The sequence below is a fragment of the Bacillus sp. FG16 genome (assembly GCF_057809515.1).
Window position 1 is genome coordinate 32,344 of the sequence record NZ_JBMDKC010000033.1, and the last position, 20,373, is coordinate 52,716.

The window sequence follows — 20,373 nt, forward strand, 5'->3', positions numbered from 1 at the left end:
AAATAGTATTTAAAATCAATGAAGTTTTTGACATATTGATATGGGAGATGTTAATATTTTTTTGAGAAACCCAACCAGTTGGTTGGGCTTCTTGTTAGCTTACTTGCGTTTTCTTCGCTTAGGTTTTCTGCTTGGTCGGCTGGAGCCTTTGCGTTGAGGACGCTTATTTTTTTCTTCTTTGATTTCTTTGAGAAGTATGTATATCGCTAAGATGAAAGAAGAAATTCCGCTTACTTTGTCTAAAATATCTAGAATGTCCATCTCCCTTATTCCCTCCTTTCTATACTATTATTATAACACGTATTATAATACGTGTAAAGGTAATTTAGTTAATTTATCTGTATTTTTTTATAAAATAATATAAGGATATAAATTGTTGAGAGGAAAGCTATTTAGAGTATTTGCATTCAATATAAGTCTGTTCAATAAGAGATAAAAGCTTTATTTTTGTCGTACAAAAGCCACCTAATAGTAGATAGGGATTAATGACAATTATGTTATATAAAACTTCATTTACCGTATTGGGTTTCATATAACTTTATATAAAGGATAACCGTTCAACATTGAGCGGTTATTTGTTTTGAGGTGGATGCATGGCAAAAGAATATGCAAAGAGATTTTATAAATCCACAGCATGGAAGAAGTGTAGGGATTCATATTTTAAATATAGATATGGATTATGTGAGAGGTGTAAGGGGACAGGAAAGATTGTTCATCATAAGGATTACATAACACCAGAGAATATAAATAACCCAGAGATTACATTGAGCTTTCATAACTTAGAACTTTTATGTCAGGATTGCCACAACCGTGAACATCATGAGAAGAATAGTCCAGTTGTTGAAGGAGTAATGTTTGATGAGAATGGGGATTTAATAAAAAAAGAATAAAAATCAAAATGAAAAATGAACGCTGATATTTCCAAAGAAATAAAAGCCCCCCTATTTCAAAATCTTTTTCAAGCTCTCGAAGGACCGATGAGGTACCTTCACGTAATACACAGGTCATTTCGCGTGACCCCCTACCCAAAATGCAGAAGAGATGAGGTGTTATTTATGGCAATAAAAAAGGAATTAACAAAAGAAGAACGGGTTAGTAAAGAGATAATCAGACTTAAACGAATATATAAAGAAATGCCAAAAGATACCCTCTTGGTAGTAGAGGGATTAATTGTGGAAGCGGCAGATTTACGTGTTCGATTAGAAGATATTCGAAAAGACCTCGATGAGAATGGTTATGATGAAATGTTCTCACAATCAGAGAATCAAGAGCCGTATGAGAGGGAACGTCCGCAAGCTCGACGATATATAGCAATGAACAAAAACTATCAAAGCATTATGAAGCAATTAGGTGATTATGTTCCTAAGCCGGATCTAAAGAAGAAAGAAGAAACCGACGATGGATTTGAAAAGTTTGTGCAGAATCGATGAGAAAACAATATCCACTATCACATAATCCTATAATAGATTATTACAATAAAATTGAATCTGGTGAAATTGTAGTAGGTGACAAAGTTAAACGTATTTATAAGAAACTCGTTAGCGATGTTTATAATAATGATTCTGAGTATGAATATGACTCTAATCGAGCTAATCATGTTATTGAATTCATCGAAAATTATTGTAAGCATAGTAAAGCAAAATGGGCTGGAAAACCAATTGACCTAGAACTTTGGCAACAGGCTTTCTTAGCCGCTACTTTTGGTTTTGTTCATAAAATTGATGGTACTAGAAAATATCGGGAAGCATTTTTAGTAGTTGCACGTAAAAATGGTAAGTCTACGCTTTCGTCTGGGATATGTTTATATCTACAGGTAGCAGATGGTGAAGGTGGTTCCGAGGTATATGCGGTAGCAACGAAAGAGCAACAAGCCAAAATCGTTTGGTCTGAATCAAAAAGAATGGTTAAAAAGTCACCAGCTTTGTCGAAAAGAATAAAAACTTTAGTCAAAGAATTAACGGCAGATTTTAATGATAGTGTATTTAAACCAGTCGGTAGTGATAGTGATACATTAGATGGTCTAAATGTTCACGGAGCCTCCCTTGATGAAATACATGCGTGGAAGGACAAGAATTTATATGACGTAATTGTCGATGGTACGTCAGCACGTGAACAGCCATTGATTCTTATGATTACAACAGCTGGGACAGTAAGAGAATCTGTTTATGATATGAAGTATGACGAAGCAGAAATGTTACTGAATGGATTAGAAGATAAAGATGGTTATACAGATGACCGTTTTTTACCTGTTATTTATGAACTTGATAAAAGAGAAGAGTGGACTGACAAAACCAAATGGGCTAAAGCAAATCCGGGTTTAGGTACCATAAAGAAAATAGATAACTTAGAAACGAAAGTAAATAAAGCTAAGGCTAATTCTCTTTTAGTGAGCAATTTATTGACGAAAGACTTTAATATTCGTGAAACATCATCAGAAGCATGGTTAACATTTGAACAATTGAATAACTCAGCTACCTATAATATCAAAGAGTTGAAACCTTCCTATGGAATTGGTGGTTGCGATTTATCTTCAACCACTGATCTAACAGCAGCGAAGGTTATTTTTATGGTCCCAGAAGACCCACATATTTATGTGAAGCAGATGTATTGGCTTCCGGAAGATTTATTAGAGCAGCGAAGTAAAGAAGATAAAATTCCATATAATTTATGGCATGAGCAAGGAATATTAAGAACAACTCCGGGAAATTCCGTTCATTATAAATTTGTTACGAAATGGTTCTTAGAAATACGAGATGAATATGGCATTTATCTACCTTGGATTGGCTATGATAGATGGTCAGCTAAGTATTGGGTTGAGGAGATGGAAGGATACTTTGGCAAAGAATCTATGATTCCTATCGCACAAGGTAAACAGACCCTTTCTAGTCCGATGAAACTTTTAGGAGCTGACTTGGAATCTAAGTTAGTCAACTATAATAACAACGCAATTGATAAGTGGTGCCTTTCAAATACAGCTATAGCTATTGATAATAATTTAAATATACAACCAAATAAAACAAAGAACCAAAGACGTCGTATTGATGGCACAGCAGCACTTTTAAATGCATATGTAGTTCTTCAAGAAAAACGAAATGACTACCTCAACATGATTTAAGAAGGAGGTGAGAATTTGGGGTTATTTGATAAGATATTTGGAAAGAAACAGGCTCCTACTACAACTCGTTTTGAAATGATAAACGATAGTGGTGGAGGTTTTTTTGCGTGGAATGGGGACATTTATCAAAGTGACATTATACGAGCGTGTATACGTCCTAAAGCGAAAGCGGTTGGTAAGCTCATAGCCAAGCATATACGGGATAACTCTACTGAATTTAAGATAAATCCAGATTCTTATATGAGATTTTTACTGGAAGAGCCTAATCCATTGATGACAGGACAAATGTTTCAAGAGAAAATGGCTGTTCAATTGGAGTTGAATCATAATGCATTCGCTTATATTAAGCGTGATGATTATGGTTATCCTACTGAGATTTATCCTATTCCATGTACAACAGTTGAAGTTGTAGAAGGGGCACAGGGAGACATCTTTTTAAAGTTTTATTTTAAAAATGGTAAGCAGATGACAATCCCGTATACAGATATCATTCATTTGCGTAAAGACTTTAATGATAATGACTTTTTCGGAGAACATCCTGGTAATGCATTAGCGCAGTTAATGGAGATTGTTACAACTACTGATCAAGGTATTGTTAAAGCAATTAAAAATAGTGCAGTAGTAAAGTGGATTCTTAAGTTTAAGTCAGTACTAAAACAAGAAGATATTGATAGTCAGGTTAAAAACTTTGTGAATAACTATTTGAATATCTCAAATGATGGTGGAGCAGCTTCTTCTGATCCGCGATATGATTTAGAACAAGTAAAACCTGAAGCATTCGTACCAGATTCAAAGCAAATGCAAGAAACCGTTCAACGTATCTATAATTTCTTTAATACAAACGAAAAGATTATCCAAAGTAAATACAATGAAGATGAATGGACAGCTTATTATGAATCAGAAATTGAGCCATTTGCAATGCAGCTTGCTGGGGAATATACCAGGAAGCTTTTTTCGCGTCGAGAAAGGGGATTTGGTAACAAGATTATCTTTGAATCCTCTTCACTTCAATACGCTTCTTTAAGTACAAAGATGGACTTAGTTCAAATGGTTGATAGAGGAGCTATGACACCAAATGAATGGCGTTCAATTCTTTCACTTGGGCCAATTGAAGGTGGATCTAAGCCGATTAGAAGATTAGATACAGCTTTAGTTAAAGAAGGAAATGTCACTGGAGAAGGAGGTGATGACAATGAACAAGACGGAAAAGAGGGAACTACTGAGTAGTGCTATTGAAATTAGGGAATTAGAAAATGGCCTTCGAACAATTTCTGGTTATGCAGTTAAATGGGAAATGAAATCTGTAACAATGGGCTATTGGCAACGATTTAAAGAGCAGTTTAAAAAAGGAGCTTTCACAGAGTCCTTGACTCAAGATGATCAATTAGCTTTATGGAGCCACGACACATCACAAGTGTTAGGAAGAACTAAAAATGGTACTCTTCGTTTATTTGAAGATGAGATTGGACTAAGGTTTGAACTAGACTTAGCCAATACAACACTCGGAAATGACACATACGAGACGATTAAACGCGGTGATGTAGATGGTGTTTCCTTTGGCTTCCAAATGGTCAAGGAAGAATGGGATGAATCAGATCCTGACAATGTAGTTCGTAGTGTAACAAAAGCGAAGTTATTAGAGATTAGTCCAGTAGCCTTCCCGGCTTATCCTGACTCGCAAGTTTCAGCTAGAAGTCATGACCCATATAAACAATTTGTGAATGAACGCAATCAAAAAGAATTACGTAAAAAACTAATTTTAAAAACATATTTATAAGGGAGAGATTCATTTGAAAACATTACAAGAAATTTTAACTAGAAAATCAGAAATTCGCTCAATGTTACAAAGCGATAAGGAAGTAGACTTAGCAGCATTAGAAACAGAATTACGAGACCTTGAAGAAACACAAAAACAAATCGAAACACGACAAAGATTATTAAAAGAAGCAGAGGAGATTAATAATAATCAAATGCCTGAAATGCGTACAGTTGAAACATTTAACAATGAACCTCAAAAACAAGACGTAGAATTAGAGACTTCTGAAAAACGTGGACAGGCTCTAATGGAAAACCGTGCTGTTACAGTTGGAAGTGGTAATGTAGTTTTACCTAAACATAGTGCAACGGATATTCGTCCAACTTTCAATGAAGTGTCTACGCTAATTGATCGTGTTTCTTCTAAAACTTTAAAAGGTGGAGAGAGTTACCAACAGCCGTATATTAAAAGTTATGGAGAAGGTGATTACACAACTGAAGGAAATGACTATAATACATCAGAAACAACTTTTGGATATGCGGATATCACAAAAGCAAAAGTTACAGCTTATTCAGAAGACACAGAAGAGCTTCAAAAATTACCAGCAGCTGATTACGATGCTGAAGTAATGAAGGGGATTACGGTAGCTACTCGTAAAAAGTTAACTCGTGAAATTTTAATTGGTACAGGTGCGACGAATCGACTTGCTGGTATTTTCTCGGCAGCAGCTACGGCGATTGATGCAGAAAAAGATTTAGAAATCTCGGCGATTGACGCATCTACATTAGATGAAATTATTTATAGTTATGGTGGAGATGAAGACGTAGAAGATGCGGCAGTATTGATTTTAAATAAACTAGACTTAAAAGCATTTGCTAAGCTTCGTACATCTGATGGTAAAAAGGTATATAACGTAGTGTCACAAGGTAATTCAGGAACAATCGATGGGGTACCATTCATTATTAATAGTGCTTGTAAGGCTGTTTCTGATGCTAAAACGACAGCTGGACAATATAACATGGCATATGGTCCTTTATCAAACTATCAACTTACTATTTTCTCAGATATGGACGTTCAACGATCTACAGACTTTAAATTCAAGCAAGGTATGATTGCTCATAGAGGTTCTGTTTTTGCAGGTGGTAACGTAATTTCTAAAAATGGATTCTTACGAGTGAAGAAAGCGGCTACTGTATAATAGTCGCTTTTCTTTATGGTATAAGGAGGTTTAACAGTGAGTGGGAAACCGTTGAATAAATATGTTGTAAAAAGAGCTTTTCGAGATAAATTCACTTTCATTCATTATAGTGTTGCGGATTCATATGAATCAAATGACGCAGAACGTGTAATGTATCTACAAGATGAAGGTTTCTTGAATAAAGAAAGAATTATAGATAAACAAGAAGATTTAAAAGGACCGGTTCATGTTGGAGGAGGGTATTACGAACTTCCAAATGGCGAAAAGATTAAGGGTAAAGATGCCGCTCTAGAAGCTTTAAAAGAGTTAGAGCAAGTTGGTGAATGAATATGATGCTTGATGTTGTGAAGAAAGCGGTACGCATCTCACATAATGCTCTTGATGATGAACTTGAAGATTTGATTGAAGCATCTCGATATGATTTGAAGTTATCTGGTGTTTCTCATCTCAAGGCAAATGATGACACTGATCCTCTAATTAAAAGATCAATTATTACGTATGTAAAAGCTAATTTTATTTCAGACGCAAAAGAGGCAGAACGGTTTTTAGCATCTTATAACATGCTTAAGAATCATCTAACTTTAGCGGGTGACTATAAATGAATGATATTTTACTATTCCCAGTAATAACAATTACTAAAGACGAATTAGGTCAAGTTGAGGAAAATGAAGTATTTAGTAGACAGGTATTTTGTAAGAAAAAATCAGTCCCTCAATCAGAATTCTTTCAAGCTGGACAAAGTAACATCAAGGCCAGTCATATATTGATTGTTCATGTCTGGGATTACCAGGATGAACGAAAAGTGAAGTACCGAGATAAAAAATATAGCATTTACCGCACGTATGAAAGAGACGATGAAAAAATCGAACTTTATTGTGAGGTGAAAGCAGGTGTCTAATATTGATACTCTGGCAAGTGATATTGCTAGGGAATTGCAAAGATACGCTAATTTAGTAGAAGAAGATATAGAAGATACTAAAGAAAAGGTTGCGACTGATCTTGTTAATGAATTGAAACAAAAAAGTCCTAAGAAAACAGGGAAGTATGGTAAAGGCTGGCGGAAAAAGAAGGATGGCAGTGCAATCATTGTTTATAATGCACTGAAACCACAACTTACACATTTATTGGAAAAGGGACATGCTAAAGCAAATGGTGGCCGTGTAGCAGCTAAGGTTCACATTGCTCCGGCAGAAGAAAAAGCGATAAATGAACTAATTGAACGTGTCGAAAGGGCGATTCAACAATGACATTAGGTGAATTAAAGAAAATTCTTGATGCTACAGGTTATCCTGTGGCTTATTCACATTTCACAGCAACGCCAACTAATCCGGTTCCAGCGCCACCTTATATTTGTTTTCTTGTGGACGGATCAGCGAATTTAATGGCTGATAACAAGGTATATCACAAGATAAATAACTTAAGTATCGAGCTTTATACAAATAAAAAAGATTTAATTGCTGAAGCAAATCTTGAAAAACTCCTAGACAATTATGAGATTCCTTATGAATCCTATGAGGTTTTTATTGAAACTGAAAACCTATTTCAAAAAAATTATGAAACGAGGTTGATATAAATGAGTGAGAACAAAGTAAGTTTTGGATTGAAAAATGTCCATTATGCAACATATGAAACAAAAGATGGGGTAGTTACATTTGGAACACCAATTCCAATGCCTGGTGCGGTTGAACTAACAAATGAACCACGCGGTGATTTAATTGAATTCTATGCCGACGATATGCTTTATTACTCAGCGGATAATAACCAAGGTTATGAAGGAACGTTAAATATTGCACTCCTTCCGGAGCAATTTGTAATTGATGCGTTAGGTGAACAATTAGATGAGACAGATGGTGTATTAAATGAGTTGGCCGATGCAAAAGGTAAACCATTCGCGCTGTTATTTGAGTTTGATGGTGATGTGAAAGCAACTCGTCATGTCATGTATAACTGTTCAGCAAGTCGTCCTAATATTTCATCGAAATCAAAAACGAATTCAGCTGAACCGAATACAAACGAGCTTAAATTCGTCGCGAGCCCAATTATTCTAGCAACTGGTGGTAGACCGATGGTTAAGACAAAGACAACTTCTAAAACTACACCAGCAATCCATGATAATTGGTACAAAAAGGTCTATGTGAAAACACCAACAGCACCAAAAGGAGTGTAATGAGATGGAAAAAACAATTGTAATAGATGGTAAGCAAGTTCGACTGAAAAGTACAGCAGCAACGGTTAAGCGATATAAAGCGCAATTTAGACGTGATTTGTTTGCGGATATGATGGCTTTAGGAGCCATTGGTACATTTACACCACAAGATGGTTCCCAGCCTTCTATTGACCTCTCTAATGTAGATTTAAAGAAAATAGATTTTGAAGTTATTTATGATTTAGTTTGGTTATATGCTAAAACCGCTGATCCGAATCTTCCGGATCCAATTACATGGCTAGACGGATTTGAAGAGTTCCCTATTTATGAAATCATTCCAGAGATTAACGATATGATTCAAAGTACAATGGGAGCAAAAAAAAACTAAAGAAAAGTAATGAAGAGCAAGGGACTTTCAGTGATGAAGAATTCACGACTGATTTGTTCCTGGCTCTTTGTTATAAATCGAAATTAACGAGTTGGGATTTAGAAGTAATGACAATAGGTGATTGCTTTGATTACATTGCTGAATTTGCTGAAATGGAGAATCCAGACAAAGAAAAAACTCGTAAAGCAAATCAAAAAGACTTCGATTCGTTCTAGGAAAGGGGTGAGATGATGGCAGGAGGAAGAATTAAAGGGATTACGATTGAAATTGGTGGTGAAACTACCGGACTTCAAAATGCGTTAAAAGATGTTAATAAGCGAAGTAATGATGTAGCTAAAGAGTTAAAGGATATTGAGCGCCTTTTAAAATTTGACCCTGGGAATATTGAGGCACTTTCTCAAAAGCAACAGTTATTGACTCAGCAAATTGAAAACACCACACAAAAGTTAGATAAATTAAAGGCAGCGGAGCAACAAGTCCAAGCACAATTTCAAAACGGAAAAATTTCCGAGGAACAATACCGTGCATTCAGGCGTGAAATTGAATTTACAGAAGGATCGCTTAATGGTCTGAAGAATAAGCTTGGAAACATGAAGGCTGAGCAAGATAGTGTAGCAAGTTCAACAAGGCAATTAGAGACATTGTTTAGCGCTACTGGGAAAAGCGTTGATGATTTTGCAGGAGCATTAGGAAATCGTCTTGTGAATGCAATTAAAAGTGGTACGGCTACAAGTCGACAATTGGAACAAGCAATTGGAATTATCGGCCGGGAAGCATTAGGAGCAGAAACAGATATAGAGAAATTACAAAGAGCTCTTCGATCGGTGGATGCCGGAAACTCAATACAACAAGTGCGAAATGAATTAAGAGATTTACAGCAAGAAGCTGGAAGAACGGAGAAGAAGTTTGAAGGGCTAAAGATAGGGTTTGAAAACGTTATAGGTGGTATGGCAGCAGGTGGCGGTATTGCTAGTGCAGTTGAAAAAGCAATGGATATGTCAAAGTTGCAAACGAAAATTGATATAACTTTTGATGTTCCAGAATCCTCGAAGCAATCAGTAGAGGCGGCTGTAAGAGGGGTAACCGCTTATGGTGTGGATGCAGAGGCATCATTAGAAGGTGTACGTAGGCAGTGGGCTTTAAATAAGAATGTAAGTGATGAAGCGAATGCAGCTGTTGTTAAAGGAGCAGCGGCAATTGCACAATCTTATGAAGGAATAGATTTTACTGAATTAATTCAAGAAACGAATGAAATTGGCAACGAATTAGGAATTTCGCAAGATGGTGCACTTGGTTTAACAAATGCGTTGCTAAAAATGGGATTTCCACCTGAACAATTAGACATTATTGCTGAGTATGGAGGACAGTTAACAAGAGCTGGATATAGTGCTGAAGAAGTACAGGCAATTATGGAGGCTGGTGTTGAAACAGGTACTTGGAATATTGATAATCTCTTAGATGGTCTGAAAGAGGGGCGTATTAAAGCGGCTGAGTTCGGTCAAGGTGTCGATAAAGCTATGAAAGAAGCTCTTGAAGGCACTAACATTTCAGCGGAACAAGTTGAAAAATGGGGTCAAGCTGTAGCTAATGGTGGTAAAGAAGGTTCAGCGGCTATGACTGAGATTGCACAAGCCTTATCACAAGTTGATGATGAAACAAAGCGTAATGAATTAGGTGTTAAATTTTTCGGTAGATGATGAATTGTGCCGAAGTAAAATCGTTCAAAAACGGTGAAAGCTCAGCATGTAAAGATGGTGCTAACACCGTGGTAAAGCACATTCTAAAAGATGTGGCTCACCGTAACGCATAGGAGTTGAACCTGTATTACAGAATAAAATACTCCCACGAGTGAACGACAATCTTATAGGTTGAAAATATATGCTGAACCGAGGGTGAGTTAACATCCTATAATGCGGAGAAATCCCCGGAAGTAGAGGATAAAAAGCCTTTACGATAACAAAATGACAATGTATGAAGATCAAGGGCAAAACATTATTAATACTTTGCTGGGTGCGAAAGAAAAAACAGTTGATTTCCAAAAGAATCAAGAACAATTGAATGGTTCCATTAAAAAAATGGATGCAAATCCAGCAGTTAAATTTCAAAAAGCAATGCAAGATTTACAAATGGCTCTCAAACCTGTTCTTGGAGTTATAGCTGATGTTGTTGCTAAAATAGCCGATTGGATTTCTAATAATCCTAAACTAGCAGCTACTTTGGCAGCTATTGCAGTAGCTATTGGAGTAATCGCAGGGGCGTTTATGGCTTTAGCACCAATAGTTGTCGTCATATCGGGTATAGGGGCCGCAATGATGGGATGGGTCGCACTAATTGCCGTAGTTGTAGCCGCTGTAGTTGCTTTGGGCGTTCTAATTTATCAAAATTGGGATTCTATAAAACAATGGACCATTGATGCTTGGAATGCAATTGGAGAGTTCTTAGTAGGAATATGGGATGGGATTGTGCAATGGGCAAGTGAAGCGTGGAATAGCATTAGTGAATCTACATCAGCAGTTTGGAACTCAATTAAGGAATTTTTAATAGGTATATGGAATGGCATTGTAGAGTTTGTTGTAACCTGGGGAACCGCTATTCTAGAAACGTACGTTGGTATTTGGACATCCATTTTTAACTTCTGTATGGAAATCTGGAATGGGATAGTTGAATATTTAACTTCAGTTTTGCAGGGGATAGCGGCTTTTTTTACAGAAATATGGACTTCCATTTCTACATTCTTTCAAGAGACTTGGAATGGATTAGTTGCTTTTATAACTCCTGTTTTACAAGGGATTGCTGATTTCTTCTCTATGATTTGGAATGGTATTTCTACAGTGATCCAAACTGTATGGAACTTCATTACTCAATACTTACAAGCAATTTGGACGGCTATTTTATACTTTGCTACTCCACTATTTGAAAATATCAAGAATTTCATTTCTGAATGTTGGAATAAAATTAGTTCTACTACAAGCCTAGTATGGGAAACAATTAAGAATTTCTTGGTTTCTTGTTGGAATGGACTTGTGTCATTTGTAACGCCAATCTTTGAAAAAATCAAATCCTGGATTATTAGTGTGTGGGATACAATTAGTTCAGCCACGATGGCTGTGTGGAATGCAGTTAAGAATTTTTTACAAGCATGCTGGAATGGATTAGTCGCTATTGTAACTCCAATTTTTGATGCGATAAAAAACTGGATTGTGAACGTCTGGAATACTATTAGTTCTACTACGAGTGCCGTATGGAATGCGATTAAAAGCTATCTTTCTAGCTTATGGAATTCAATTGTTTCCACAGCAAGCTCAATTTTTAATAGCATTAAATCAGCCATTTCAACTGTTTGGAATATGATTAGTAGTGCAAGTAGTAGCGTATGGAATGGCATTAAGTCTACACTTTCAAGTATCTGGAATGGCATTAAATCTACAGCATCTTCAGTGTGGAATGGTTTAAAAGATGCCATTATGACTCCTGTTCGTTGGGTAACAAGTGCTGTTAGTGGGGCATTTAATGGAATGAAGTCTGCGGTATTAGGCGTGTGGGATGGAATTAAGAGTGGTATTCGTACAGCTATCAACGGAATCATACGTATTATTAATAAGTTCATAGATGGCTTTAATACACCAGCAGAATTATTAAATAATATACCAGGAGTAAGCGCTCCAACTATTCCACATGTACCAATGCTTGCTAAGGGCGGGAAGCCTGTAGGTAATGGTTCATTTATCACAGGTGAAGCTGGTCCGGAGTTATTTACCAAGAAAGGTAATTCAATCACAGTTACTCCTTTATCATCAAAAGAAAAATCGCTTGGTATTACTGGAACTATGAATCAATTAATGGGTGATATGAGCCGCATGATGGCAAACTCTATGAGCCAGTTATCAGGATTAAAGACTGTCATGAGTGGTGTATATGGGAACATGTCAAATAGTAGACAAGCTATGACAAATACAGTTGCAAATCAAATGTTTAATTACCCGTCTGGATCATCTGGTGATGGAGCAATTCCGACGCTTGGTGGTGATTTAGTTGTTGAAGTTCCTGTTATTTTAGATGGTCGTGATCTAGCGCGCGGGACTTATCGATATACAAAAGAATATCAAGAAAGAGAAGAGCAAAGAAACTCAGCCTTTTAGGTTTGAGTTTCTTTTATTTTATAGAGAAATGGGGTGTCAAAATGAGTTCTTTTACATTTAACAACGAGCGTAAAGAATTTGTCCAAATTGCAAAAGGCTTGAAAAGACCTACTTGGGCACCATTGAAAAGGAATTTATTAAGTATTCCGGGATATCCTGGTGCAAGACTATTAAACACACAAACTGAAATTCGGGTTCTTTCTATTCCTGTAGGAATTATAGTTCCTGATGGATCTGATTTAGAAACGCTGAAAGAAGAAATTGCAGGGTGGTTAATAACAGAGCAACCAGCGGAACTTATTTTTGATATAGAACCAAATAGAACATATTTAGCAATTATAGATGATAGCTTTGATCCAGATGAATTTGTAGCCCTTGGTACCGGGACACTTAAATTTATTTGTCCAATGCCTTATAAGTTGGGAGCTGTACAAGAGAACATACTGGCTATTGAGAAGGGGGACTTAAAAGCTTCATTACGTAACAATGGATCTGTACAGTCTAATCCAATTATTGATATAACTGTGGGAGCACAGAGCCCTTTCCTTGATGTCTGGAATGGTGACGAATACTTTAGGTTAGGTTATCCCACAGGTGCTAAAACTCGTGTTGTGAAACAAAATGAGCGTCTCATATGGGATGAAATGAAGAGTTTAACTACTTGGAATGCTGTAACTGGTCAAATAGGAATTTACAAAAGCTCAGGGGCTATGAAGGTTTGGCAAGGATACGCTTTTACACCTGATTCATATGGAACGGGAACGGATACTGAGTGGCATGGCCCTTTTATGAAGAGAACTATTCCTAATACAGGCGGCGTTATCCAAGATTTTAGACTTGATGTGCAAATGAATTTTCAGTCTGAACACTGGAACAGAATGGGGAAAACTGTAGTAATGCTTTTAGATGCTAACGACAATGTAATAGTGGAGCTAGCAATGGCTGATGAGTATATGAGTCATGAAATGACAACGGCACAAGCAATTATTGATTCAGGAGGTTCTAGAAAGTGGATTTCTGACGAAATGGGAATGTACTCTGATACATTTAACGACTTTAGGGGACATGTTGCAGTAGCTCGCAGGGGCAAAGAATGGAGTTTCTATTTTGCTAAATATCGCAAGAATACTGAGATAGATGATGCTAGTTTTGTCCGTACATGGAGAGATGAGTCTGACAGTAATCCTATGACAGCTAGACCAGTAGCCAAGATAGCAGTAGGGTGTATTGTTTATGGTTCAAATCCACCAGCTGATATTGCATTTATTGAAGATGTTAAGTTTTGGAAGATAAACACTTTAACCATAGATGAGACTCCTTATATTTTTGATATAGGAGATAAAATACAAATAGATACAGAAAGATCATTAGTAACAATTAACGGGAAAAATGTGATTGGATTGAAAGACATATTCAGTTCATTTCCTATTGTAAAAAGAGGGCCGAATGAAATTATAGTACGTCCAGCCAATATAGGAATAGCAAAATTAAGTTATAGGGAGCGATTTAGATGAGAACACCAAGTGGAATCTTACATATTGTTGATTTTAAAACTAGTCAAATCGTTTCAGCTATACAACCAAAAGATTATTGGGATGATAAACGCCACTGGGAAATCAAGAATAATATAGATACATTAGAGTTTAGATTGTTTGATAATACAGAACATGCAACAACACTTTTACAACAAAATTTAGTGTTAAAAGAAGTGCGTGATGGTCGAATTGTTCCATATGTAATTACTGAAGCGGAAAAAGATTCTAAAGATAGATCAGTGGTTGCTTATGCATCTGGTGAATGGATTCAGCTTGCTAAAGCAGGGATTATTAAACCACAAAAAATTGAAGGTAAAACCTTGAATGAATGTATGGGAATAGCTCTTGCAGGTACCAAGTGGAAAATAGGTAAAACGGAGCATAATGGATCGCATTCTATGACTATTGATGAATTTACTGATCCACTGACTTTTCTTAAACAGATTGCTTCTTCATTTGAATTAGAAATTCAATATCGTGCTGAAGTGGTAGGATCTCAAATCGTTGGTCGTTATGTAGATATGGTTAAGAAGCGAGGAAGAGATACAAGGAAAGAAGTAACTCTTGGTAAAGATTTAATGGGAATTAAGCGTATTGAGAACTCTCAAAACATTTGTACAGCCTTATTAGGTTTCGTAAAAAAAGAAGGCGGAGAATTTATTACTATTGCAGAAATAAATAACGGCGTACCTTATCTTGTGGACGACGGTGCTTTTCAGCGATGGAATGAAAAAGGGCAACATAAATTCGGCTTCTATAGCCCAGAGACAGAAAATCAAGATATGACCCCGCAACGGCTTAAAATTCTTATGAAAACAGAAATAGAAAAACGTGTAAATACATCTGTTTCTTACGAAGTTCAAGCACAAAGTATAGGGCAAGTATTTGGATTAGCACACGAATTAATTAATGAAGGCGATACAATCCGGATCATAGATAAAGGTTTCACACCTAAGTTGTACCTTGAAGCACGTGCTATTGCTGGTGATGAATCCTTTAAAGACCCGATACAAGATAAATATGTGTTTGGTGATTATCGTGAAATTGTTGATCAAAATGATGAGTTGCATAGATTGTACCAAAAGATACTAAGCTCGTTGTATGACAAAGTTCCTCAGGGCTTGTTTGACCAATTAAAGGAACGGGTTAGCGAACAAAACAAGGATATCATTGAAGCTAAAGATAAAGCTAATCAGGCTCAAAAAGAAAGTCAAACAGCCAAAGATTTAGCAGAAGCAACTCAAGATTACATGGAGCAAAACCTTGTAGATATTATAGAAAGTGTTAAACCACCTACAGCTAACCTAAAGGAAGGGAAAACGCTTTGGAGTGATTCAAGCGACCCTAATAACAAGGTTCTGAAGCTTTGGAAGGGCGGGGCGTGGGTAATTATCTCCCCTGACACTAAACCGCTTAACACGGCTCTTACACAGGCTCAGAATGACATTACAAAAGCTAAGCAGGATATCACTACTAATAAAGGGTTATTAGATACTGCTAAGTCAGAGCTACAGGGCAACATTAACGCTGAGAAGCAACGTATTACAGACCTGACTACTAACGTTAATAAGAAAGTAGATAAGACTTGGATTGACCAACAACTATTAGATAAAGCAGACAAGTCAGGCGTATACACGAAAGATTACATTGACCAAAACACTATAGGGAAGCAGGTATATGAGACGGACAAGGCGGGTAACGTTCAGAAATTCACTGATATGAATACAGACATTATTCGTAACGCTAACGCTATTAAGTCTAAAGCAGAGCAGTCAAGTCTCGACACTACTAACAACAATGTAACAGGCGTTACTAACCGTGTAACAACGGTAGAGCAAACAGCTAAAGGGCTTACTACTCGTATAGGTTCAGCAGAGAGCAAAATTAATACTGCAACTGGGGACATTTCAACCCTGCAAACTAAAACGAATACGATTGAGCAAACGGCTACAGGATCGGTACAGAAGATTAATGAATTGACAGGACGCTTTGACGGTATGAGCATTGGCTCAGTCAATATAATTCAAGGAACTGAAGAGATATTCAGTAACCCTTCTGCTACTGGGAACTATAACGGCTTTAAAGTTGTGCCTTCTCCATTCCCTAAGTATGACATTCGTAATAAAGAAATTACTTTTTCAATGTACTTCACAGGTAAAATTACTGCTAAAGGGACTAATCCTTGGCTTGGTATGGAGCTAGGTATTACTTTCATAGATAACACTACACAATACCTTAACGGACGTATTGATGGGAAAATAACAGTCAACAAAGACTATTTAAACGAACGCTTTGTATTCGTTGTAAAAGTAAATGACAAAGAAATTAAATCAGTTAATGTAACGCAGGGAGCAAGGGACTTAACAGGTAGCATAAAACTATTTAAAGGTCAAGTTGAGGAAGGCAACCAAGCTACAGCGTGGAAGCTATCACCTGAAGAGTTGACGACTATACAGCAATTTACACAGAAAACGAACGAGATTATAAACACTGTGGATCAGAACGCTCAGAAACTTACTGCTGTAGAGACTACTATGAAGAACACTAAGTACGGACGTGACAACTTAATCTCAAACTCAGGTATGTTTTCTAATACAGGGGGTTGGGTGGCTAACACGCCTGCTAACTCAACTATGGAAGTTGTAACAGAAGACGGCTTTAATGCTATGAAAATCAAAGGCTCTATCCGCGCAAGCAGTCCAATTATACTTAAGCCTGATACAGAATATGTATACTCTGCATTGATTAAAATACCTGTAGATAACGTCGTTTCTGACGGTTCAGGGAATCCCCTGCACTTTTGGTCAACTATTGGAGCAAACCCTCACACAGCAGTGCAGAGGGCTATTTTAGAGCCTACTTCTAAGAAAATCCTTGCTAATACTTGGACACGTGTGAGCTACAAATTTAAAACACTAGCAGGCGCAGAAAACACGCTGTTTACTCCCTTCATGTATTCGCAGGAGATTATTAATTCGAATGCTTTCGCTTACATTAGATACTTCCAATTAGTTGAAGGGAATCAAATTACAGAAGATTGGCAAGCGCCAAGCGGGGATATTGTCAAGAAAACAAACGAGATTGTACAAACGATTGACAGTACTATCTCACGTGTAACTGCTGTAGAGAATAGACGTACAGGCTCGGACAACTTGCTTAAAGTGGATTCTGCTAGATGGGTTGTACATCCAAAGAATACAGGGACAGACGCAGACAATTTTAATTATGCAAATCTACCTGTTAATATGCAGTTGGATCGTACCTACACAGTTTCAGCCCGAGTTAAATTCACAGCAGGCACAGACACACACATTTCAGTTTATCCTTACCCTAACGGCTCACAGCAACACATTGAAATTAAAGACGGCTTCATAACTCACACTTTCAAGAAAACTAATGCTTCAACTGTAGGGATTCTTCTCTATGCAGGTAAGTCTGCTACTACACGTAGCAAGGGTGTAGAGTTCACGGAGATAATGGTTACTGAAGGGGACGGGGTAGTTGCATACGCTCCACCGAGTCCGACACTTGATGTATTCACTTCAAAAACTAATGATATTAATCAAACGGTGGACGCTAATAAACAAAAGATTTCTTCTATTGAGTCAACTGTTTCAGCTATTAACGATGATGTAACTAACTTGTTCATGGACGCAGGTAGTTTCAAAGGCTATTCTACAACGTATGACCCTTTGAAGCGTTGGCTTCTGAAAGGTGCAGGGGCTAGAATTTCAGCAGATACTTTCCAAGACAACGCAGTGGCGGAAACGCAGTCTAGTTGGTCAAGCTTGTGCTATAACTTTAAAGACCTAGCTGACAGGGGAGTTGTTAAAGTAGGGGACATTCTTAACGTGAGCATTTATATGCGTATTAAGGGATTACCCGCAGGACAAACGAAAGTCGTATCATACTTCTTCCGAGGACGTAACAACGCTAAATCATTCAACGTAAGTAATACATGGGCTAGATACGATGTAGAAACTACTGTAACGGCTGATATGCTAACGGTTAGCGGGGCTGCACCTGAGAGTTATATGAGGTTTGAAGTCAATGAGAATACAGGCGGGACTGCATGGTTTCAACAAAGTCAACCTCAATTGACTATAGGGACAAAGCTCTACACTTGGAGGACTGCACCTGAAGACATTTCAACGCTAGTTGTTAAAACAAACGAAATTATCCAAACAGTTGATACTAACATGCTAACTATCACAAAAGCAGTACAAGGCGGTGGGGAGAACTTCCTGTATAAGTCTTCAGGAGAAAAAGGCGAAATTGCTGTATTACATGATGATTCTGCTTACACGTTTAACGGCTGTACAAGAAACGCAACTAACATGGATCATATCCAATTTACATGTTCTAGCTACTCGGATGCTTTTTACCAAATAGGAGCTACAAATGTGAATCTAATGCACGGTTTTAGTGCGGGGGAGACTTTGACTCTATCGTTTGACCAAAAGCAGGACTTGACGGGAATGCAAACGATCATATTTCAACATGACGGTACTTCTTGGAGTGAAGCAGAAGCTAAAACATATGCTCAGCTCAGTTGGTCACGTGAAAGCCATACTTTCACTTTAAAACCAAACACAAAGGGTTGGTTTATCCGCTTCAGATTCCCACGAGTAGCAGAAGTTAACACTAAAAATATATGGTTAGCTAAGCTAAAACTTGAAGCAGGTTCTATTAAGTCTCCTTGGAGTCCTAATAGTATTGAGACTATGAGAACGCAGAATACTTTAAAACAGGACGTAGACAGTCTTTCTTCAAACATTACAAGCGTGTCAAATCGCACGGGATCATTAGAAACTAAATCTAATAATCTGCAGCAGTCCCTTGACGGCACTATCTCGAAAGTTAACACTCTTACGACTACACAAACAAACCAAGGGACACAGATTACACAGCAGGGCTCACAGATTACACAGTTAAGCAATCAAATTGATTTAAGAGTTAAAACAACAGAAATGCAAGATTATGTTGGAGCTTTAGGAAATAATAACATAATTATGAACTCTGCTTTTGAAGATAGAGTTATCCATCCTACTTCCGGTATTGTGACAAATAGAACGCCAAGTACAACGAAATGGACTTTACAAGGAGTCGGAACAAATAAAACAGTTGCCGCCGATTCTTCAGTAACTCATGAAGGTTATAATTCAGTGAAAATGTCTAGTTCTGGATATACAGGAAGCCAATTCGTCGGTGTATCTCAAACATTACCTGTAACTGCAGGTAGTGGAGATTATGTATTCTCTGCATGGTTCTATGTCACTAACAAAGCACTTTTAGAAACAGAAGGTGGAGTTATCAAACTTCAGTTCTTCAATGGTTCTACCGGATCTACATCTTTACAAACTGAATTATTGCCTAAGCTAGTAAATAATACATGGGTTAGATTATCCGCTAAAATAACAGCTCCTGCTACACCTGTAACGGCATTAAGAGCTGATATATGGATAAGAAGGAATGGTGTACTTTACGCTGCACAACCATTATTACAACAAGGTTCTACTCCTTCAACTTTCATGGAAAACCCGAAAGACTATGCTAACTATGACCAACTTGTAGGCGAGATTGCTAAGAAAGTAGCTACCACAGACTTTAACTCTAAGGTATCAACTTTTGAAACAAGCATAAACCAGCAGTCTAAAAGTATTGATCTAAAGGCAGAGAAGAAGGATGTTTATACGAAAACAGAAGCAAACGGTCAATTTGGAAGTAAAGCTTTGGTGGATTCGCATACTTCTCAGTTATCTGTAATGAGTAATGAAATTAATTCTACAGTTAAAAAAGGCAATATCATCTCATCTATCAATCAAACGGCAGAACAAGTTCAAGTCCAGGCTAATAAAATCAACCTTGTAGGATATGTTACAGCTGAACATCTTAAAGGGGATGTTTTGGAAGGGATGAATATTAGGACTTCTCGGCAATCGAATGACCCTAGATGGGTAGAGATAATGAAATCTAATGTTCGATTAAAGGAGGATGGCCTTGTAAGAAGTTATTGGGGATTTTATACGCGTAATGATGGGGGGGTTCAGCCTTCTTTATTTTTGGGGAAAGATTCAACAGATACTGTAGGTTCTA

At 37.2% G+C, this 20,373-nt stretch carries 17 protein-coding genes and 1 pseudogene; 17 read left to right on the forward strand and 1 reads right to left on the reverse strand.

Translation table 11 applies throughout. From position 1 onward, the window contains the following. Nucleotides 1-99: 99 nt before the first annotated feature. Nucleotides 100-261 carry a hypothetical protein gene (locus ACODS7_RS14265; RefSeq protein ID WP_000352021.1) on the reverse strand — a complete coding sequence of 54 codons (162 nt, stop codon included), beginning with the start codon at nucleotides 259-261 and terminating at the stop codon, nucleotides 100-102. 332 nt (nucleotides 262-593) lie between these two features. On the opposite strand from ACODS7_RS14265, the gene ACODS7_RS14270 reads away from it, so the two are divergent. From ACODS7_RS14270 to ACODS7_RS14350, 17 genes and pseudogenes are all read left to right on the forward strand, one after another. Continuing rightward, on the forward strand, nucleotides 594-890 hold the full coding sequence (locus ACODS7_RS14270; protein ID WP_243169229.1) for an HNH endonuclease: 297 nt from the start codon (nucleotides 594-596) through the stop codon (nucleotides 888-890). A 165-nt stretch (nucleotides 891-1,055) separates the two neighbouring features. Beyond that, nucleotides 1,056-1,430 carry a hypothetical protein gene (locus ACODS7_RS14275; protein ID WP_098115889.1) on the forward strand — a complete coding sequence of 125 codons (375 nt, stop codon included), beginning with the start codon at nucleotides 1,056-1,058 and terminating at the stop codon, nucleotides 1,428-1,430. Then, the gene (locus ACODS7_RS14280) at nucleotides 1,427-3,115 is read left to right on the forward strand and encodes a terminase large subunit (protein ID WP_001231446.1); all 1,689 of its coding nucleotides are present in this window, start codon (nucleotides 1,427-1,429) and stop codon (nucleotides 3,113-3,115) included. The genes ACODS7_RS14275 and ACODS7_RS14280 overlap by 4 nt, the downstream gene beginning before the upstream one ends. Before the next feature lie 15 nt (nucleotides 3,116-3,130). After that, the gene (locus tag ACODS7_RS14285; RefSeq protein ID WP_098115888.1) at nucleotides 3,131-4,342 is read left to right on the forward strand and encodes a phage portal protein; all 1,212 of its coding nucleotides are present in this window, start codon (nucleotides 3,131-3,133) and stop codon (nucleotides 4,340-4,342) included. After that, entirely contained in the window at nucleotides 4,308-4,892 is a 585-nt protein-coding gene (locus ACODS7_RS14290) for an HK97 family phage prohead protease (protein ID WP_243169246.1), read from the forward strand. Before ACODS7_RS14285 ends, ACODS7_RS14290 begins: the two co-directional genes overlap by 35 nt. Before the next feature lie 13 nt (nucleotides 4,893-4,905). After that, nucleotides 4,906-6,069, forward strand: coding sequence for a phage major capsid protein (locus tag ACODS7_RS14295; protein WP_243169247.1), 1,164 nt, complete (start codon nucleotides 4,906-4,908; stop codon nucleotides 6,067-6,069). Nucleotides 6,070-6,105: 36 nt separating this feature from the next. After that, nucleotides 6,106-6,396: a hypothetical protein gene (locus ACODS7_RS14300; RefSeq protein WP_098115886.1), complete on the forward strand. Its 291-nt coding sequence runs from the start codon at nucleotides 6,106-6,108 to the stop codon at nucleotides 6,394-6,396. 2 nt (nucleotides 6,397-6,398) lie between these two features. Then, nucleotides 6,399-6,671 carry a head-tail connector protein gene (locus ACODS7_RS14305; protein ID WP_142952537.1) on the forward strand — a complete coding sequence of 91 codons (273 nt, stop codon included), beginning with the start codon at nucleotides 6,399-6,401 and terminating at the stop codon, nucleotides 6,669-6,671. Continuing rightward, nucleotides 6,668-6,967 (forward strand): phage head closure protein, encoded by a 300-nt coding sequence (locus ACODS7_RS14310; protein ID WP_000997898.1) that lies wholly within the window; start codon nucleotides 6,668-6,670, stop codon nucleotides 6,965-6,967. Before ACODS7_RS14305 ends, ACODS7_RS14310 begins: the two co-directional genes overlap by 4 nt. After that, on the forward strand, nucleotides 6,960-7,316 hold the full coding sequence (locus ACODS7_RS14315) for an HK97 gp10 family phage protein (protein ID WP_098115884.1): 357 nt from the start codon (nucleotides 6,960-6,962) through the stop codon (nucleotides 7,314-7,316). The genes ACODS7_RS14310 and ACODS7_RS14315 overlap by 8 nt, the downstream gene beginning before the upstream one ends. After that, nucleotides 7,313-7,642 (forward strand): hypothetical protein, encoded by a 330-nt coding sequence (locus ACODS7_RS14320; RefSeq protein WP_000172074.1) that lies wholly within the window; start codon nucleotides 7,313-7,315, stop codon nucleotides 7,640-7,642. The genes ACODS7_RS14315 and ACODS7_RS14320 overlap by 4 nt, the downstream gene beginning before the upstream one ends. Then, a complete protein-coding gene (locus ACODS7_RS14325) occupies nucleotides 7,643-8,236 on the forward strand; it encodes a major tail protein (protein WP_001293693.1) in 594 nt (197 codons plus the stop codon). A 4-nt stretch (nucleotides 8,237-8,240) separates the two neighbouring features. Further along, on the forward strand, nucleotides 8,241-8,603 hold the full coding sequence (locus ACODS7_RS14330; RefSeq protein ID WP_000415944.1) for a hypothetical protein: 363 nt from the start codon (nucleotides 8,241-8,243) through the stop codon (nucleotides 8,601-8,603). A 227-nt stretch (nucleotides 8,604-8,830) separates the two neighbouring features. Beyond that, nucleotides 8,831-10,294, forward strand: a pseudogene (locus ACODS7_RS14335) (hypothetical protein); the annotation flags it as partial. Between the two features lie 270 nt (nucleotides 10,295-10,564). Beyond that, on the forward strand, nucleotides 10,565-12,742 hold the full coding sequence (locus ACODS7_RS14340) for a phage tail protein (protein WP_243169249.1): 2,178 nt from the start codon (nucleotides 10,565-10,567) through the stop codon (nucleotides 12,740-12,742). 41 nt (nucleotides 12,743-12,783) lie between these two features. After that, nucleotides 12,784-14,256, forward strand: coding sequence for a distal tail protein Dit (locus ACODS7_RS14345; protein ID WP_243169250.1), 1,473 nt, complete (start codon nucleotides 12,784-12,786; stop codon nucleotides 14,254-14,256). Then, nucleotides 14,253-20,373 (forward strand): phage tail spike protein (locus ACODS7_RS14350; RefSeq protein WP_488826932.1); only part of this gene is annotated, 6,121 nt, incomplete at its 3' end. The genes ACODS7_RS14345 and ACODS7_RS14350, both read left to right, overlap by 4 nt.

Coding starts and splice junctions, on each gene's coding strand:
- ACODS7_RS14305 (WP_142952537.1), top strand. CDS start 6,399: ATGATGCTTGATGTTGTGAAGAAAGCGGTACGCATCTCACATAATGCT.
- ACODS7_RS14290 (WP_243169246.1), top strand. CDS start 4,308: ATGAACAAGACGGAAAAGAGGGAACTACTGAGTAGTGCTATTGAAATT.
- ACODS7_RS14325 (WP_001293693.1), top strand. CDS start 7,643: ATGAGTGAGAACAAAGTAAGTTTTGGATTGAAAAATGTCCATTATGCA.
- ACODS7_RS14275 (WP_098115889.1), top strand. CDS start 1,056: ATGGCAATAAAAAAGGAATTAACAAAAGAAGAACGGGTTAGTAAAGAG.
- ACODS7_RS14265 (WP_000352021.1), bottom strand. CDS start 261: ATGGACATTCTAGATATTTTAGACAAAGTAAGCGGAATTTCTTCTTTC.
- ACODS7_RS14345 (WP_243169250.1), top strand. CDS start 12,784: ATGAGTTCTTTTACATTTAACAACGAGCGTAAAGAATTTGTCCAAATT.
- ACODS7_RS14320 (WP_000172074.1), top strand. CDS start 7,313: ATGACATTAGGTGAATTAAAGAAAATTCTTGATGCTACAGGTTATCCT.
- ACODS7_RS14330 (WP_000415944.1), top strand. CDS start 8,241: ATGGAAAAAACAATTGTAATAGATGGTAAGCAAGTTCGACTGAAAAGT.
- ACODS7_RS14340 (WP_243169249.1), top strand. CDS start 10,565: ATGACAATGTATGAAGATCAAGGGCAAAACATTATTAATACTTTGCTG.
- ACODS7_RS14310 (WP_000997898.1), top strand. CDS start 6,668: ATGAATGATATTTTACTATTCCCAGTAATAACAATTACTAAAGACGAA.
- ACODS7_RS14280 (WP_001231446.1), top strand. CDS start 1,427: ATGAGAAAACAATATCCACTATCACATAATCCTATAATAGATTATTAC.
- ACODS7_RS14270 (WP_243169229.1), top strand. CDS start 594: ATGGCAAAAGAATATGCAAAGAGATTTTATAAATCCACAGCATGGAAG.